The 16,699-nt window shown below is 61.5% G+C and carries 19 protein-coding genes; 14 read left to right on the top strand and 5 right to left on the bottom strand.

The features are described from left to right. The first annotated feature begins 16 nt into the window (after positions 1–16). The 9 genes from BA011_RS21740 to BA011_RS21700 all read left to right on the top strand — a co-directional run bounded on the left by BA011_RS21740 (position 17) and on the right by BA011_RS21700 (position 8,185). The gene (locus tag BA011_RS21740) at positions 17–1,066 is read left to right on the top strand and encodes a PhoH family protein (protein ID WP_065281966.1); all 1,050 of its coding nucleotides are present in this window, start codon (positions 17–19) and stop codon (positions 1,064–1,066) included. Further along, positions 1,066–1,581, top strand: a complete 516-nt coding sequence (gene ybeY / locus BA011_RS21735) for an rRNA maturation RNase YbeY (protein ID WP_017958697.1) — start codon at positions 1,066–1,068, stop codon at positions 1,579–1,581. The genes BA011_RS21740 and ybeY overlap by 1 nt, the downstream gene beginning before the upstream one ends. Beyond that, the gene (locus tag BA011_RS21730; RefSeq protein ID WP_065281965.1) at positions 1,578–2,711 is read left to right on the top strand and encodes a hemolysin family protein; all 1,134 of its coding nucleotides are present in this window, start codon (positions 1,578–1,580) and stop codon (positions 2,709–2,711) included. The genes ybeY and BA011_RS21730 overlap by 4 nt, the downstream gene beginning before the upstream one ends. 80 nt (positions 2,712–2,791) lie before the next feature. Next, entirely contained in the window at positions 2,792–4,396 is a 1,605-nt protein-coding gene (gene lnt, locus BA011_RS21725) for an apolipoprotein N-acyltransferase (protein WP_065281964.1), read from the top strand. Positions 4,397–4,548: 152 nt separating this feature from the next. After that, a complete protein-coding gene (locus BA011_RS21720) occupies positions 4,549–4,965 on the top strand; it encodes a helix-turn-helix domain-containing protein (protein ID WP_065281963.1) in 417 nt (138 codons plus the stop codon). Between the two features lie 178 nt (positions 4,966–5,143). Then, positions 5,144–6,397 (top strand): methionine adenosyltransferase, encoded by a 1,254-nt coding sequence (metK, locus tag BA011_RS21715; protein WP_065281962.1) that lies wholly within the window; start codon positions 5,144–5,146, stop codon positions 6,395–6,397. Next, positions 6,394–7,095, top strand: coding sequence for a tRNA (guanine(46)-N(7))-methyltransferase TrmB (gene trmB / locus BA011_RS21710; protein ID WP_065281961.1), 702 nt, complete (start codon positions 6,394–6,396; stop codon positions 7,093–7,095). The genes metK and trmB overlap by 4 nt, the downstream gene beginning before the upstream one ends. A 233-nt stretch (positions 7,096–7,328) precedes the next feature. Further along, on the top strand, positions 7,329–7,595 hold the full coding sequence (locus BA011_RS21705; protein ID WP_065281960.1) for a DUF2277 domain-containing protein: 267 nt from the start codon (positions 7,329–7,331) through the stop codon (positions 7,593–7,595). Positions 7,596–7,696: 101 nt separating this feature from the next. Then, positions 7,697–8,185 carry a GNAT family N-acetyltransferase gene (locus BA011_RS21700; protein ID WP_065281959.1) on the top strand — a complete coding sequence of 163 codons (489 nt, stop codon included), beginning with the start codon at positions 7,697–7,699 and terminating at the stop codon, positions 8,183–8,185. Positions 8,186–8,399: 214 nt separating this feature from the next. Here the strand turns inward: BA011_RS21700 and BA011_RS21695 are convergent, their stop codons facing one another. Both BA011_RS21695 and BA011_RS21690 read right to left on the bottom strand, forming a co-directional pair. Beyond that, positions 8,400–8,657, bottom strand: a complete 258-nt coding sequence (locus tag BA011_RS21695; protein ID WP_003544838.1) for a DUF1150 family protein — start codon at positions 8,655–8,657, stop codon at positions 8,400–8,402. Between the two features lie 46 nt (positions 8,658–8,703). Then, a complete protein-coding gene (locus BA011_RS21690; protein WP_017958691.1) occupies positions 8,704–9,129 on the bottom strand; it encodes an Hsp20 family protein in 426 nt (141 codons plus the stop codon). A 278-nt stretch (positions 9,130–9,407) separates the two neighbouring features. On the opposite strand from BA011_RS21690, the gene BA011_RS21685 reads away from it, so the two are divergent. After that, positions 9,408–10,352, top strand: a complete 945-nt coding sequence (locus tag BA011_RS21685) for a nucleoside hydrolase (protein WP_065282623.1) — start codon at positions 9,408–9,410, stop codon at positions 10,350–10,352. A 40-nt stretch (positions 10,353–10,392) separates the two neighbouring features. Here the strand turns inward: BA011_RS21685 and grpE are convergent, their stop codons facing one another. Next, on the bottom strand, positions 10,393–11,025 hold the full coding sequence (gene grpE, locus BA011_RS21680; protein WP_065281958.1) for a nucleotide exchange factor GrpE: 633 nt from the start codon (positions 11,023–11,025) through the stop codon (positions 10,393–10,395). A 110-nt stretch (positions 11,026–11,135) separates the two neighbouring features. Next, positions 11,136–12,224, bottom strand: a complete 1,089-nt coding sequence (gene hrcA / locus BA011_RS21675) for a heat-inducible transcriptional repressor HrcA (RefSeq protein WP_012755759.1) — start codon at positions 12,222–12,224, stop codon at positions 11,136–11,138. Between the two features lie 128 nt (positions 12,225–12,352). Here hrcA and rph point away from each other — a divergent pair, with 128 nt between their 5' ends. The 4 genes from rph to hemW are packed head-to-tail and all read left to right on the top strand — an operon-like array spanning position 12,353 to position 15,351. Next, a complete protein-coding gene (gene rph, locus BA011_RS21670) occupies positions 12,353–13,072 on the top strand; it encodes a ribonuclease PH (RefSeq protein WP_017958689.1) in 720 nt (239 codons plus the stop codon). Next, entirely contained in the window at positions 13,069–13,494 is a 426-nt protein-coding gene (locus BA011_RS21665) for a VOC family protein (RefSeq protein WP_017958688.1), read from the top strand. The genes rph and BA011_RS21665 overlap by 4 nt, the downstream gene beginning before the upstream one ends. Further along, a complete protein-coding gene (gene rdgB, locus BA011_RS21660; RefSeq protein WP_065281957.1) occupies positions 13,495–14,139 on the top strand; it encodes an RdgB/HAM1 family non-canonical purine NTP pyrophosphatase in 645 nt (214 codons plus the stop codon). 9 nt (positions 14,140–14,148) lie between these two features. Further along, on the top strand, positions 14,149–15,351 hold the full coding sequence (gene hemW, locus BA011_RS21655) for a radical SAM family heme chaperone HemW (protein WP_065281956.1): 1,203 nt from the start codon (positions 14,149–14,151) through the stop codon (positions 15,349–15,351). 139 nt (positions 15,352–15,490) lie between these two features. Here the strand turns inward: hemW and BA011_RS21650 are convergent, their stop codons facing one another. After that, complete coding sequence (locus tag BA011_RS21650) at positions 15,491–16,603, bottom strand: saccharopine dehydrogenase family protein (RefSeq protein WP_065281955.1); 1,113 nt, start codon at positions 16,601–16,603, stop codon at positions 15,491–15,493. Between the last annotated feature and the right edge of the window lie 96 nt (positions 16,604–16,699).

The following is a 16,699-nucleotide window of genomic DNA, read 5'->3' as shown; positions in this document are numbered from 1 at the left end:
CAAGGAGCCCGACCGCTTGAACGGACAAGAATTGGTTTCTTCTTCACCGCGCCACCCCCGCACGCCGAGCGATACCAATCACTTCGTCCTGACGTTCGAGAACAACCGGTTCGCCAGCGAGCTCTTTGGTCAATTCGACCAAAACCTCAAGCTGCTCGAGCAACGGCTGAACATCGATGCGCGGGCACGCGGCAATTCGGTCGTCATCACCGGCGATATCGTGACCACCAATCAGGCGCGGCGCACGCTCGACTATCTCTATGAAAAACTTCAGAAAGGCGGCAGCGTGGAACGATCCGACGTCGAGGGTGCAATCCGCATGGCGGTCGCCGCCGACGATCAGCTCAGCCTGCCGACCATGGAGCGCAAGGCCAAGCTGACGATGGCGCAGGTTTCCACCCGCAAGAAGACGATCATCGCCCGCACGCCAACCCAGGACGCCTATATCAGGGCGCTGGAACGCGCCGAGCTTGTCTTCGGCGTCGGCCCGGCCGGCACCGGCAAGACCTATCTCGCCGTCGCCCATGCCGCCCAGCTGCTGGAGCGCGGCGCGGTCGAAAAGATCATCCTGTCGCGCCCGGCCGTCGAGGCCGGCGAGCGCCTCGGCTTCCTGCCCGGGGACATGAAGGAAAAGGTCGATCCCTATCTTCGCCCGCTCTATGATGCGCTCTACGACATGATCCCTGCCGACAAGGTCGACCGGGCGATCACCGCCGGCGTCATCGAAATCGCGCCGCTCGCCTTCATGCGCGGCCGTACGCTCGCCAACGCCGCCATCATCCTCGACGAAGCGCAGAACACCACGTCGATGCAGATGAAGATGTTCCTGACGCGTCTCGGCGAAAATGCGCGCATGATCGTCACCGGCGACCCGAGCCAGATCGATCTGCCGCGCGGCGTTAAATCCGGCCTCGTCGAGGCCCTGCAGCTTCTGAACGGCGTCGAGGGCATCTCGATCGTGCGCTTCACGGATACCGACGTCGTCCGCCACCCGCTGGTCGGGCGCATCGTCAGGGCCTATGATTCCACCTCTGCCGTCGCCGAAGACGTCAGCCGGCAGGGCTAATGGCCGAACTCGACATCCAGATCAGCGTCGAGGACATCGGCTGGCCCGGCGAGGAGACGCTGCTGTCGTTTTGCGAACGTGTGCTCGGCGCCGCCACGATCTATCTACGCGACAGCGAGAAGCAGCCCTTCCCGACGATGCCGCCCGAGGTTTCGCTTGTTTTCACCGACGATGCCTCGATCCAGGACATCAATGCCGAATGGCGCGGCAAGGACAAGGCGACCAACGTGCTCTCCTTTCCGGCCTTTCCGGTTCAGCCCGGCAAGATGCCCGGCCCTATGCTCGGCGACATCATCATCGCCCGGGAGACGCTGGAGCGGGAAGCGGCCGAGCTTGAAAAGAGTTTCGACGACCACCTGACCCATCTTCTGGTGCACGGTTTCTTGCATCTTCTCGGCTACGACCATATGAATAGTGCCGAAGCCGAAATTATGGAGGGGTTGGAGACTCGCATTTTGGCGCAGCTAGGCCTATCTGATCCCTACGAGGGTCAAGACCTTAAAATGGAACCATGAGCGACTTTACGACGAAGCCGGCGGCAGACGCCAAGGACTCCGAGCCATCCTCCTCTTCGGACGAGGCAGGCAGTAGTAGTCGGCCATCCGGCCGATCGCAATCCTTCTGGTCGCGCGCCGCGCGCATCCTTCGCCCGCAGCAGGGCTCGCGATTGCGCGAGGATCTCGCCGACGCGCTGATGACAGATGCAGCCGGCGACGACGCCTTTTCGCCCGACGAACGGGCGATGCTCAATAACATCCTGCGCTTTCGCGAGGTGCGCGTCGCCGACGTGATGGTGCCGCGCGCCGATATCGAGGCGGTCGACCAGAACATCCCCATCGGCGAGCTGATGATCCTCTTCGAGGAATCCGGCCGCTCGCGCATGCCTGTCTATGCCGATACGCTCGACGATCCGCGCGGCATGGTGCATATCCGCGACCTGCTCTCCTATGTCGCCAAGCAGGCGCGCAACAAGCGCCGCGCCCCGGCGAAGCCGGTCGTTGCCGTGCCGGCGATCGAGGTCGCGCCCGAAAACATCCAGAAGACCACGCGTTCGGCCAAGCCGAATTTCGACCTCGCCCGCGTCGACCTGCAAAAGACGCTGGCCGAGGCCGGTATCATCCGCAAGATCCTGTTCGTGCCGCCGTCGATGCTGGCGTCCGACCTGTTGCGCCGGATGCAGGCGAACCGCACGCAGATGGCGCTCGTCATCGACGAATATGGCGGCACCGACGGGCTTGCCTCGCATGAAGACATCGTAGAAATGGTGGTCGGCGACATCGACGACGAACATGACGACGAAGAAGTGATGTTCAAGCGCGTCGCCGAGGACATGTTCATCGCCGACGCCCGCGTCGAGCTGGAAGAGATCGCCCAAGCGATCGGGCCGGATTTCGACATTAGCGAGCAGGTCGACGAGGTCGATACGCTGGGCGGCCTGATTTTCTCGGCACTCGGCCGCATCCCGGTGCGCGGCGAGGTCGTCCAGGCGCTGCCGGGCTTCGAATTCCACATCCTCGACGCCGATCCGCGCCGCATCAAGCGGCTGCGCATCACCCGCAAGCGCCACGCGATCCGCCGCCGCGCCAAGGCGGATGGCGGCTCAGAGGCCGGCGACGACCGGCCGGCGGAATCGACCGCCAACTGACAGGACCCAACTGACGGGACAAAGAGCCGCTTTTTTGAAAGACTGCGAATGGGTTGATTCGGGGTTTGATGGGAGTGCGCATGGAGCGGCTTGCGGACAGGGTTATCCTCGTCTGGGGTTTCAAACGGTCGCTGCTGGCAATCGCCGCCGGGGCATTCGCGGTTCTGGCGCTGCCGCCCATCGGCTTTTTCGCGGCGATGTTCGTTTCCTTCACGCTGCTCGTCTGGCTGATCGACGGGGCGGCGGCTTCGCCTGAAAGCGGCCTGATCGGCAGGCTGTGGCCGGCGTTTGCCACCGGCTGGCTGTTCGGCTTCGGCTATTTCGTCGCCGGCCTCTGGTGGCTCGGCCATGCGCTGCTGATCGATCAGGAAGAATTCGCCTGGGCGCTGCCGCTGGCAATCCTCGGGCTGCCGGCCTGTCTTGCGATCTTCTACGGCCTGGCGGCCGCCCTTGCGCGCATCGTCTGGTCTGATGGCATGGGGCGGATCGCCGCGCTTGCGGCAGGCTTCGGGCTGATGGAATGGCTTCGAAGCTTCGTCCTCACCGGCTTTCCCTGGAACGCCATCGGCTACGGCATCATGCCGGTTCCGCTGATGATGCAGTCGGCGCATGTGATCGGGGCGATGGGCGTAACGGCCCTTGCCGTCTTCGTCTTTTCTGCGCCTGCCCTTGCCGGGACGCGGCAAGGGGCACGGACGGGCATCGCACTCGCCGCCCTCTTCTTTGCCGCCCATCTCGGTTATGGCGCCTATGCTCTCCATCTCGCGCCGCGGCCGGACACATTGCCTGAGGACAAGCGGCCGGTGGTGCGGCTGGTGCAGCCGGCGATCGACCAGACAGCGAAAATGGATAACGACGTCGACCGCGCCGCGATCTTCGAGACACATCTGAAGCTGTCGGCCGAAGCGCCTGAGAATGGCGGGCGCAAGCCCGATATCATCGTCTGGCCGGAAACGTCGATCCCCTTCATCCTGACCGACAATCAGGATGCGCTGACGCGGATTGCCGATACGCTCGACGACAATCAGATCCTGATCGCCGGCGCCGTTCGCGCCGAGGAGATGGGACCAGGCACGCCGCCGCGCTACTATAATTCCATCTACGTGATCGACGGCCGCGGCCAGATCATCGCCGCCTCCGACAAGGTGCATCTGGTGCCCTTCGGCGAATATCTGCCCTTCGAGGACGTGCTCACCGAATTCGGCATCCAGAACGTCGTCGAGATACCGGGCGGCTTCTCGGCCGCCGCAAGCCGGCACCTGCTGGCGCTGCCCGGCGGGCTCAATCTCTATCCGCTGATCTGCTACGAGATCATTTTTCCCGGCGAAATGACCGGTGACATAAAAGACGCCAGCGCGATCCTCAATATCACCAATGATGCCTGGTTTGGCGTGACGCCCGGCCCCTACCAGCATTTCCAGCAGGCGCGGGTACGGGCTGTCGAAACCGGCCTGCCGCTGATTCGCGACGCCAATAGCGGCATTTCAGCGCTGGTGAATGCGCATGGGGAAATTATTGCGGGCCTCGATCTTGGAGAAACCGGCTTCGTCGATGCAACGCTCGATAGCATCGGCGATGGAGTCGGAACGGCATCCCCCCGGCAAACATACTTCTGGTTGATCGAGGCGCTGCTGATTTTGATTGCGCTAATTTCTCGCAGAGGTTTTATTTCCGGGTTGAATTGACCAAAAACCCCTAAAATTGCATAGTGATGTCAATCGGCGTTCTTAACGTATGTTTGAAGGTGGGTTCCTCACCGCTTGCAACGTGGCGTTTTGGGATGGATCAGGGGCATGCCGGTTAGAAACAGGTTGAAATTCTTAGCTAGGGCACGACCATGATTGAAAACAAGAAGAAGCCGAATCCGATCGACATCCATGTTGGCAGCCGTATTCGCCTCCGCCGTACGATGCTGGGCATGAGCCAGGAGAAGCTTGGCGAAAGCCTTGGCATCACCTTCCAGCAGATCCAGAAATACGAAAAGGGCACCAACCGCGTCGGCGCAAGCCGCCTGCAGAACATCTCGAACATCCTCAATGTTCCGGTGTCGTTTTTCTTCGAGGACGCGCCCGGCGAACATTCCAGTGCCAGCGGCGGCATGGAAGCCTCGAGCTCGAACTACGTCGTCGATTTCCTGTCGTCCTCGGAAGGACTGCAGCTCAATCGCGCCTTCGTCAAGATTTCCGATCCCAAGGTTCGCCGCAAGGTCGTGGAGCTGGTGAAAGCCCTGGCCGCTGAAGCCGACGCCGACTGAACCAAGACCAGCGCAGAATTCGAAAGGCGGTCGAAAGGCCGCCTTTTTTGCGTTTTTGGGGCAAAATTTGTCACTTTGTCGCAGATATAAAGATATATTTATGTCCTTCTGCGCTTGTCATCGGCCCGCGAACTGAGTACCTACTAGCTGGCTTTTATTCTTTGAGGGGAATCCCGAAATGCGCGCGAATTATCTCTTTACCAGCGAGTCTGTTGCCGAGGGTCATCCGGACAAGGTCTGTGACCGCATCTCCGACGAGATCGTCGATCTGGTCTACCGCGAAGCGGCCAAGACCGGCGTCAATCCGTGGGGCGTGCGCATTGCCTGCGAAACGCTGGCGACGACCAACCGCGTCGTCATCGCCGGCGAGGTCCGCCTGCCGCCGAGCCTGATGAAGAAGGACAAGGACGGCAAAGACGTCATCAATCCTTCGAAGTTCAAGGCCGCCGCCCGCCGCGCCATCAAGGATATCGGCTACGAGCAGGACGGCTTCCACTGGAAGACGGCAAAGATCGACGTGCTCTTGCACTCGCAGTCGGCCGACATCGCGCAGGGCGTCGACAGCGCTTCTGACCAGCAGGGCGACGAGGGCGCCGGCGACCAGGGCATCATGTTCGGTTACGCCTGCCGCGAAACGCCGGATCTGATGCCGGCACCGATCTATTATTCCCACAAAATCCTGCAGCTGCTCGCAGTTGCCCGCAAGAAGGGCGACGGCGAAGTCGCCAAGCTCGGCCCCGACGCCAAGAGCCAGGTGACCGTGCGCTACGTCGACGGCAAGCCGTCGGAGGCTACCTCGATCGTGCTTTCGACCCAGCATCTGGACGAGAGCTGGGATTCGAAGAAGGTCCGCGCCGTCGTCGAGCCCTATATTCGCGAAGCGCTCGGCGAGCTGAAGATCGCTGACGATTGCAAGTGGTACATCAACCCGACCGGCAAGTTCGTCATCGGCGGACCGGACGGCGATGCGGGCCTCACCGGCCGCAAGATCATCGTCGACACCTACGGCGGTGCCGCTCCGCATGGCGGCGGCGCATTCTCCGGCAAGGACACGACGAAGGTCGACCGTTCGGCTGCCTATGCTGCCCGCTACCTCGCCAAGAACGTCGTCGCTGCCGGCCTTGCCGACCGTTGCACGATCCAGCTCTCTTACGCCATCGGTGTTGCTCAGCCGCTGTCGATCTATGTCGACCTGCACGGCACCGGCAAGGGTGTTTTCGAGGATCAGGTCGAAGCCGCGATCCGCCAGAACATGGACCTGTCGCCGTCGGGCATCCGCCGTCATCTCGACCTCAACAAGCCGATCTACGCCAAGACCTCGGCTTATGGCCATTTCGGCCGCAAGGCCGGCCGCGACGGCTCGTTCTCCTGGGAGCGCACCGACCTCGTGAAGGCGCTCAAGGAATCCGTTAAGACCAAAGCCGCTGCATGACGGATATGGAACGCCGGGGGCGGGCGACCGAAGCCTTCTTCGGTCGCCGCAAGGGCAAGGCTCTGCGCGAACAGCAGGCCGAAACGCTGAACAGTCTGCTGCCGGCATTCCTGATCGATCTGTCGGCGGCTCCCCCGGAGCCGTTGACTTCCCTCTTCCCGCTTCCGGTCGAAAGATTGCGGCTGGAAATCGGTTTCGGCGGCGGCGAGCATCTGATCCACCGCGCCCTGGAGACGCCTTCGACCGGCTTCATCGGTGTCGAACCCTTCGTCAATTCCATGCAGAAGCTGTTGTCGCGCATCGGCGAGACGGGTGCCTCCAATATCCGCGTCTATAATGACGACGCGACGCAGCTGCTCGACTGGCTGCCGGACGGCTCACTCGATCAGATCGATCTGCTCTATCCCGATCCCTGGCCGAAGCGGAAGCACTGGAAGCGGCGTTTCGTCTCGAAAACCAATCTCGACCGCTTTCATCGCGCGCTGAAGCCCGGCGGCCTGTTCTGCTTCGCCTCCGACATCGACACCTATGTGAACTGGACGCTGATCAAATGCCGCGACCATGGCGGTTTCGACTGGATAGCCGACAATGCAGCCGATTGGTTGACGCCCTATGAGGGCTGGCCGAGCACACGTTACGAGGCCAAGGCGCGGCGCGAGGGCCGGTCTTCGGCCTATCTGACGTTCAGGAAAATCTGAGGCAGCCGGCAAGTCGGCGAACGTGCCTGTGATGTTCTTCGCGTGAGCAATCGCCTGGGACGCTGGCCCGATGGTTCCCGACGCAACAAAAAACCGAACTGAAGGAGTTGCGCCCTGGCTTGCGACGCGTAGAGTTCCGCCGTGGACCGGTTGCCATTAGCGCTCACGCGACTATTTTCTGTGCTGGCCACCCTCCTCTCAAATGGAGGAGAGACAATGACCGGGAGCAAGTCATGTGCCGAAATATAAAACCCCTGTTCAATTTCGATCCGCCGGCGACGGACGACGAGGTCCACGATGCCGCACTCCAGTTCGTGCGCAAGGTGAGCGGAACGACCAAACCGTCGAAGCGCAATGAGGTCGCATTTGAGCACGCGGTCAATTCCATCGCGGCATGTGCCCGCGAGCTGCTCGATTCGCTGGAAACGTCTCAACCTCCTCGTGATCGCGAAGAGGTAGCGGCAAAAGCGCGCGCGAGAACGGCGGTCCGGTTCGCGTAAGAGAGCCCGTCACGCGCAGGAGATCTCAATCAAGCCTCGAGTGGCCTACCTGACGGCGTTCTGCCCATACTCACCGTCGCACAATCTGCTACAGCAATCTAATGTTCGCGACCAATCCGTACGAGTTTCGCAGAGCAACCCTGGATGATCTCGCTTTACTGAAGGGGTGGCGGTCGAACCCGCATGTCCTGGAATGGTGGGGTTCTGGTGAGCCGTATGGTGAAGCAGAACTGGTTGATCCTCGGGTGGCTCGCTGGATCATTTCAATTAACGAACGGCCATTTGCGTTCTTGCAGGACTACACGGTCCACGGATGGGAAGATCACCATTTTGCCGGCCTTCCTAAAGGGTCGCGGGGAATTGATCAATATATCGGAGACCCCGAAATGGTCGGCGTTGGACATGGTTCAGCGTTTATCGGAATGAGAATGCAGGCTCTTTTCGATGAGGGCGCACCTGTGATCGCGACCGATCCGCATCCAGACAATGAACGGGCGATAGCCGTCTACAAGAAGTTGGGGTTCGAACCGTCTGGACCACCCCAAGAAACCGGATGGGGTTTGATCTTACCAATGCTGGCGACGCGGTAAGCAGAATGGATGCAACGACAGCAAAGTCCGCATCGTTGTCATCGCTCTATAAGGCTGGCGCAGTTGCTGCCGAATCCTGGAACTTCAACGTCATTCGCACATAAGGCGTCGAAAGAGCTCCGCGCATATGTCGCGACATCCGTCCCGATCGCAGTGAAATCGAATAGAGCGACTGCGCACCGAAAGCGGTGAACGTAACAGACGGCCTTGACGGTCAGTGCAGGCTGACCGTCTTCAATTCGTCCTCGGCAGCCTTGAAAAAGGTGCTGGAGCGGTTGTCCGTCAAAAGGATCGGCGTGCCGTCGGCGCCGAAGAGTGCCCAGAGATCGACGTTCGGATCGATATCCGGCGCCTCGGGAAAGCACTTGGCGACCTCATCGGTCCGCATTTTTCTGATATAGGCGACCTCGCCGTTGCCGATGTGGGCAAGCTCGGATTTGGTCAAGTGAGACGTGGCTTCTTTCATCAACATTCCTGTTCCTCCGGGAGAAGGGACCAACGGTTCAACAACCGTTGTGCTACTCTGAGACCGAAATGTTAATTTTCTTGACCATGCGCGCGGGTTCCGGACGAATTAGATCGACGGAGAGCAGACCGTTCTTCAGGGCCGCACCCAACACCTGCATCCCGTCGGCAAGAACGAAAGTACGCTGGAACTGACGGGCGGCGATACCGCGATAAAGATAGTCCCGCTCACCCTGTTCGACCTGGCGGCCGCGGATCAGCAGCTGGTTCTCCTCAATGGAGACATCGAGTTCCTCCTCGCTGAAGCCGGCCACGGCAAGGGTGATGCGCAGACGTTCCGGCGCGCCGGTATCGGCGGCGATGCGTTCGATATTATAAGGCGGATATCCGTCACTCGCCTTGGAAATGCGCTCCAGCGTCTTTTCCATGGCATCGAAGCCCAGAAGCAGCGGGCTGGCGAAAGGGGTAATGCGGCTCATCTTTTTTCAAGTCCTTGATGCAAGCGACCATCCCGGACCTCAAGTGCAGCATCCGGATGCCGCTAATATGGGGACAGAATACCGGCGCCGCAAGGCATCGGCCGCGAGGTGCCGGCGTCACCTCTCGATTTTAAGCAGGTGGCGTCAGGCTCTTTCCTTGACAAAGCGTCAGCTGCCTCGCATCAAAACATGCCCGCGCGGAATGTGCTGATTTGAGACGGGACGTGAAGAAATCGGTACATGCCGATAACATGCAGTGCGAGGATGGAACGATCGGAATGGCAAGCGCAAGAAAGATCATCATCGACACGGATCCCGGCCAGGACGACGCGGCCGCCATCATGCTTGCCTTCGGCAGCCCTGATGAGCTGGAGGTGCTGGGGATCACGACAGTGGCCGGCAACGTGCCGCTTTCGCTCACCAGCCGCAATGCGCGCATCGTCTGCGAGCTCTGCGGCCGGGCGGAGACGAAGGTTTTCGCCGGCGCCGACGCGCCGATCGCTCGCAAGCTGGTGACCGCCGAACATGTGCATGGCAAAACTGGCCTCGACGGTCCGGATCTCGACGAACCGACGATGGCGCTGCAGCCCGGCCATGCCGTCGACTTCATCATCGAGACGCTGCGCCGCGAGCCGGAAGGCACGGTGACGCTGTGTACGCTCGGGCCGCTCACCAATATCGGCATGGCCTTCCAGAAGGCGCCCGACATCGTCCCCCGCATCCGCGAACTGGTGATGATGGGCGGCGGCTTTTTCGAGGGCGGCAACATCACGCCGGCGGCCGAGTTCAACATCTATGTCGACCCGGAGGCAGCCGATATCGTCTTCCGCTCGGGCGTTCCGATCGTGATGATGCCGCTAGACGTGACGCATCAATTGCTGACCCGCAAGGACCGGGTGAAGCGCATGGCCGAGATCGGCACGGCGCCGGCAAAGGCCATGGTCGAGATGCTGGAATTCTTCGAACGCTTCGACATCGAGAAATACGGTTCCGACGGCGGGCCGCTGCACGACCCGACCGTCGTCGCCTACCTGCTGAAGCCGGAGCTTTTCAAAGGCCGGGAGTGCAATGTCGAGATCGAGGTCCAGTCCGAACTCACGGTCGGCATGACCGTCGTCGACTGGTGGCATGTGACCGAGCGCAAGCGCAATGCCAGGGTCATGCGCCATGTCGATGCGGACGGCTTCTTCAATCTGCTGATCGAACGCTTCGCCCGCATCTAAAGCTTCGGTTTCCTTCCTCGCGAGGAGGAAGGAAACGATCTCAAGCGTCCTTCTCGTCGAAGACAGAGTTGGTCTCGGCTTCGGCCGGCTTCGGACCGCCCTTGGCGACGCCGACCATGGCCGGGCGCAGCACGCGCTCGCCGATGGTGAAACCGGCCTGCACGACCTGCACGACCGTGTTGTTCGGCACGTCCGGGTTCGGCACCTCGAACATCGCCTGATGGAAATTCGGATCGAACTTCTGGCCAACCGGCTCTAGTTTGCGAACGCCGTGGCGTTCCAGAGCCGACAGCATGGCACGCTCGGTCATCTCGACACCCTCGATCAGCGTGCTCAGGCCGGCGTCTGCTGCAGCCCTGGTCTCCGGAGGGATGGCATCAAGGGCGCGGCGCAGATTGTCGGACACGGCGAGCATATCGCGGGCAAAACCCGCCACGGAATAGGACTTGGCATCCTTTACCTCGCGCTCGGTGCGCCGGCGCAGATTGTCCATCTCGGCAGCAAGGCGCAAATAGCGGTCGCGCAGTTCGCCGTTTTCGGCTTTCAGAAGCTCGATCGGGTCCGGCTGGGCGGGCTCTTGCTGCGCAGTTTCGTTCTCGACGTAGGCGGCAGCGTCGGCTGCGGCGTCGGCCGCAGTTGCGTCAGGTCCGTTTTTCGTCGTGTCATCGGTCATGACGGTCTCCGGTTGGTGTCTTCAGATGCGCCCGATATCGAGGTTTGACCGAAAAAAATCAAGTCTGCGTGACAAAGAAGCGAAAATTCCGCGTGACTGATTGCTGCGCATCAAAGCTGATTGCGCGAAAGGCGGGAGACGAGCTGGGCTGTATAGTCCACCATCGGCACGATGCGGGAATAATTGAGCCGCGTCGGGCCGATGACGCCGACGGCGCCGACAATGCGATCGTCGTCGTCCCGATAGGGCGCGACGATGAGCGACGAGCCGGACAGCGAGAAGAGCTTGTTTTCCGAACCGATGAAGATGCGCACGCCCGAACCGCTTTCGGCGAGATTGAGGATCTCGATCAGGCTGTCCTTCTTCTCGAGATCGTCGAACAGCAGGCGCAGCCGGTCGAGATCCTCGGCGCCAGCGAGCCCTTCGAGCAGGTTGGCGCGACCGCGGATGATCAGCTGCGTCGGCTTTCCCTCGTCCGGGCTGCCCGCCCAGACAGCGATGCCGCGCTCGACCAGATCGCGCGACAGGGCATCAAGCTCGTGACGGACGTCGTCTTTCAGCCGGCTTAATTGTTTGCGGAGCTCCGGCAGGGTCTGGCCGGACATATGGGCATTGAGAAAATTCGCCGCTTCCGTCAGCTGCGAGGACGTGACGCCTGCCGGCAGCTCGATGATGCGGTTTTCCACCTGATCGTGATCGCCGACGAGCACGGCCAGCGCCTTTGTCGGTTCGAGCCGGATGAACTCGACATGTTTCAGCACCGGATCGCTTTTCGAGGTGATAACGAGGCCGGCGCCGCGCGAAATGCCGGATAACATGCGGCTTGCCTCGTTCATCATCGATTCGACGGGATTGCCGCCGCTTTCGGCCCGCACCTGGCGGTCGATGCTGGCGCGCTCCTCGGCCGAGAGGTCGCCGACCTGCATGAAGGCATCGACAAAGAACCGCAGGCCGATCTGAGTCGGCAACCGGCCGGCGCTGACATGCGGCGAATAGATCAGGCCGAGCTCTTCGAGATCGCTCATGACGTTGCGCACCGAGGCCGGCGACAGCGACATCGGCAGGATACGGGACAGGTTGCGCGAACCCAGCGGCTCGCCGCTCTCCAGATAACCTTCGACGATGCGACGAAAAATTTCCCTGGAGCGCTCGTCCAGCGCAGCTACGGCATCCGAAACCGACGTCGACCTGATGCCCATGAAGCTTTCGAACCCGTGCTGATGATACTTCCCGAAAAGTAAGTCAAACTAACACCCGTGGCAAAAGGGAATTTGCAAATGAGCGCCGCCAATCGTAGAAGCGGTCAAATAAACCCCAGGAGATAAGAATGCGGCCTTCAGGCAGAAAAATCGACCAGATGCGCAAGGTCTCGTTCGAGCGCAATTTTTCCAAGCATGCGGAAGGCTCCTGCCTGGTGAAGTTCGGCGATACGCATGTGCTCTGCACGGCGAGCCTCGAAGAAAAGACGCCGCCATGGCTGCGCAATACCGGCAAGGGCTGGGTCACGGCCGAATACGGCATGCTGCCGCGAGCGACCGGCGAACGCATGAAGCGCGAAGCCGCCGCCGGCAAGCAGGGCGGCCGCACCCAGGAAATCCAGCGGCTGATCGGCCGGTCGCTGCGCGCCGTCGTCGACCTGCAGGCGCTCGGCGAACGGCAGATCACGCTCGATTGCGATGTCATCCAGGCCGATGGCGGCACACGGACAGCCTCGATCACCGGCGGCTGGATCGCGCTTTACGACTGCCTGAAATGGATGGAAAGCCGCAACATGATCAAGGTCGACCGGGTCCTGAAAGATCATGTCGCCGCCATTTCCTGCGGTATCTTCGCCAGCCAGCCGGTGATCGATCTCGATTACATCGAGGATTCCTCGGCAGAGACCGATGCGAACTTCGTCATGACGGGCACCGGCGGGATCGTCGAGATCCAGGGCACGGCCGAAGGCACGCCGTTTAGCGAAGGCGAATTCACCTCGCTGATGCAGCTTGCCAGAAACGGCATCGGCGAACTCGTGGCGCTGCAGAAGCAAGCCGTCGAAGGATGAACCCCATGCTGGAAGGCATGTTGGAAACGGCGCTCTATGCGCGGGATCTCGATAAGGCCGAGACGTTCTACGAAGACGTTCTCGGGCTTGAAAAGATCGCCCGCGCCGCCAACCGGCATGTCTTCTTCCGCTGCGGGCCGGGCGTTCTCCTGATCTTCAACCCTAAGGAAACGGTGAAGCCGCCGGCGCCTGAAGCACTGCAGGTGCCGCCGCACGGTACGACCGGCCAGGGCCATGCCTGTTTCCGGGTATCCGGCCGCAATATCGATGCCATGGCCGAACGGCTGACGGCGGCGGGCGTGGCGATCGAATCCGAAGTGCGCTGGCCGAACGGCGGCCGCTCGATCTATTTCCGCGATCCGGATGGCAACAGCCTGGAATGCGCGGAGGCTAAAATCTGGGGCATCGAACAGGAAATCTGAATGCGCAAGCTTGAAACGAAGACCATCGTCGTCGCCAGCCACAATGCCGGCAAGATCCGCGAGATCCAGGAATTGATCGGGCCGCTCGGCTTCGCCGCCAAATCGGCCGCCGAGCTGAACTTCGTCGAACCCGATGAGACCGGCACGAGCTTCGAGGAGAATGCGACGATCAAGGCGGTCGCCTCGGCCAATGCCTCAGGCATGCCGGCGCTATCGGACGATTCCGGGCTGGTGGTCGATGCACTCTTCGGCGATCCCGGTGTTTACACCGCCAATTGGGCGGAGAAGGCCGACGGCACGCGCGATTTCGACATGGCGATGGCCAAGGTGGAAAAGGCGCTGCAGGATGCAGGCGCGACAAAGCCGGAACAACGCACGGCGCGTTTCATCAGCGTGCTCTGCCTCGCCTGGCCGGACGGGCATACGGAGCTGTTTCGCGGCGAGGTGGAAGGCAGCGTCGTCTGGCCGCCGCGCGGCACCCAGGGCTTCGGCTACGATCCGGTCTTCCAGCCCGAGGGCTACGACATCACCTTCGGCGAAATGAGCGGCGAGGAAAAACACGGCTGGAACGTCGGCAAGCCGCAAGCGCTGTCGCACCGGGCCCGCGCCTTCAAACTCTTTGTTGAAACCTGCCTGGAGGCATAAGGTCGGTCCGTGGTCAATTTCGACACGCCAAGCACCTCGCGCGACTCGGCTCTGCTGCCTGATACCGGCGAGCCGGGCTTCGGCGTCTATGTGCATTGGCCCTTCTGCGCGGCGAAGTGTCCCTATTGCGACTTCAACAGCCATGTGCGCCACCAGCCGGTGGATCAAGAGCGCTTTACAGCAGCCTTCCTGACGGAGATGGCGGCAGTCCGGGCGATCAGCGGCCCGAAGACGGTGACGAGCATTTTCCTGGGGGGCGGCACGCCCTCGCTGATGAAGCCGGAAACGGTTTCCGCCATTCTCGACGGCATTGCGCGGCACTGGCATGTGCCAGATGGCATCGAGATCACCATGGAGGCCAACCCTTCGAGCGTCGAGGCCGAACGCTTCCGCGGCTACCGGGCGGCCGGCGTCAATCGCGTCTCGCTCGGCGTGCAGGCGCTGAACGACCGGGATCTGAAATTCCTCGGCCGGCTGCATGATGTCGCCGACGCTCTGAAGGCGATAAGGCTGGCGCGCGACATCTTTCCGCGCATGTCCTTCGACCTGATCTATGCCCGGCCGGAGCAGACGGTCGAGGAATGGGAAAAGGAGCTGAAGGAGGCGATCTCCTATGCGGTCGACCATCTTTCGCTCTATCAGCTGACCATCGAGGAGGGCACGCCCTTCTACGGCCTGCACAAGGCCGGCAAGCTGATCGTACCGGACGGCGAGCAATCGGCAGTGCTCTACGAGGCGACGCAGGAGATCACCGCGCGCGAGGGCATGCCGGCCTATGAGGTTTCCAATCATGCCCGGCCGGGGGCCGAAAGCCGGCATAACCTGACCTACTGGCGCTACGGCGATTATGCCGGCATCGGCCCAGGCGCCCACGGCCGGCTGACGCGTGGCCCCGAGAAGATCGCGACGGCGACCGAACGCAAGCCGGAAACCTGGCTCGACATGGTCGAGCGTGATGGGCACGGCATTCTCGACGAGGAGCGGCTCGGCTTCGAGGAACAATCCGACGAACTGCTGCTTATGGGGCTGCGGCTGAGAGAAGGCGTCGATCTCGCCCGCTGGCAGCAGCTATCGGGCCGTGACCTCGACCCGAAACGCGAGGAATTCCTGCTCGAACACAAATTCATCGAGCGGATCGGCAATTCACGCCTGCGCTGCACGCCATCAGGCATGCTGATCCTCGATTCCGTCGTTGCCGATCTCGCCTGCTGACACCCATACCATGCGTGGATTTGCAGCGCGGCGGCATTGATATTGCCGCCGCACCTGAGGGCATGTCTCAGCCGTGGCTGCTGCATAATTCCTTAAATCGAAATCGATTTAAGGATAAAATTATGCAGCATTCAAAGTGCTACAGCGTCCTTTGCGCGTCTGAATAGACGCGCGGCGCTGTAGTGGCACCCGTCTTGAAGAGGCTGCCGGTCGGCGTCTTCAGGAACATCTCCAACGGAATATGCTCCTGGTGCAGGAAACCGGTCGCCGGCAGCAGACCGTCGCGGACCATCTCGATGACGGCGACGACGGAGGCTGACGTCGTCCAGGCGATCGCCGTGCGGCGCGCCCCGGCAATCTCGATCGGGTAATAGGCGCGCACGAACTCCTTGCGTCGCAGGCTGCCATTCTCGGTCCCCTCGGCGGCGACATGGACATAGACGACATCGTCTTCAACCGGCGGCTTGGCATTGGTCAGGATCTCGCCGGCGAGCTTGCGCTTGTCGCGCATCAAAAGCTCGTGGAAGAAGAAGTTCATCAGCTCCATATGGCCGGGATAACGCATGGTCTTGTAATCGAGATTGTCGATCTTGCCGAGCATGGTGTCGCACATGGTGCCAAGGCCGCCCGACGTCGTGAAGGCTTCGAGCTTGACGCCGCCGACATAGACGGTCTCGTGCCATTCCATCGGCGAGACGAGCTTGCGCACACCGCCCTCGATGACCTCGCAGTCATTCAGATATTCGTTGACGACGCCCTCCGGCGACCAGTTGAAGGCATAGCCGAGCAGCCCGGTCGGATGCTGCGGCAGTGCGCCGACGCGCATGCGGATCGACCGGCAGCGATCGAAGCCGTCGGCCAGGCTTGCGCCGACGATGCCGACGAAACCCGGCGCCAGGCCGCATTGCGGCGCCATCAGGCCGCGGGCGGTCTTCGACAGCTCGATGATGAAATTGGTGGTGGGAACGTCTTCGGTCAGATCGAAATAATGGATGCCGGCAAGATGGGCGGCGCGCGCCAGCTCGATGTTCAAATGATAGGGCAGGCAAGAGAGCACCGCCTCGACATTCGAGAGCAGTTCGCCGATCACTTGCGGATCGGAGATATCGCTGGTGCGGCACTTGAAGGCGACGTCACTCAGCGGCAATTGCGCGTCGACCCCGACGACCTCGAAGCCGCCTTCATGCAACAGCGTCGCCGCCAGCCGTCCGACCTTGCCCAGGCCGAGAACGGCGATCTTTTCGAAACTCATTCATTCCTCCCACGCGCCATTCTGGCGCTTCAGTCTTTGACATGCACGCAATGCGCGGGAGGTATAGAATAAAAAACTTATAAAGGAAAACGGCCG

The sequence above is a fragment of the Rhizobium leguminosarum genome (genome assembly GCF_001679785.1).
Classification (GTDB): Bacteria; Pseudomonadota; Alphaproteobacteria; order Rhizobiales; family Rhizobiaceae; genus Rhizobium; species Rhizobium leguminosarum_R.
Note: the sequence above shows the minus strand (reverse complement) of the source record. Positions and strands in the feature narration are given on the sequence as shown.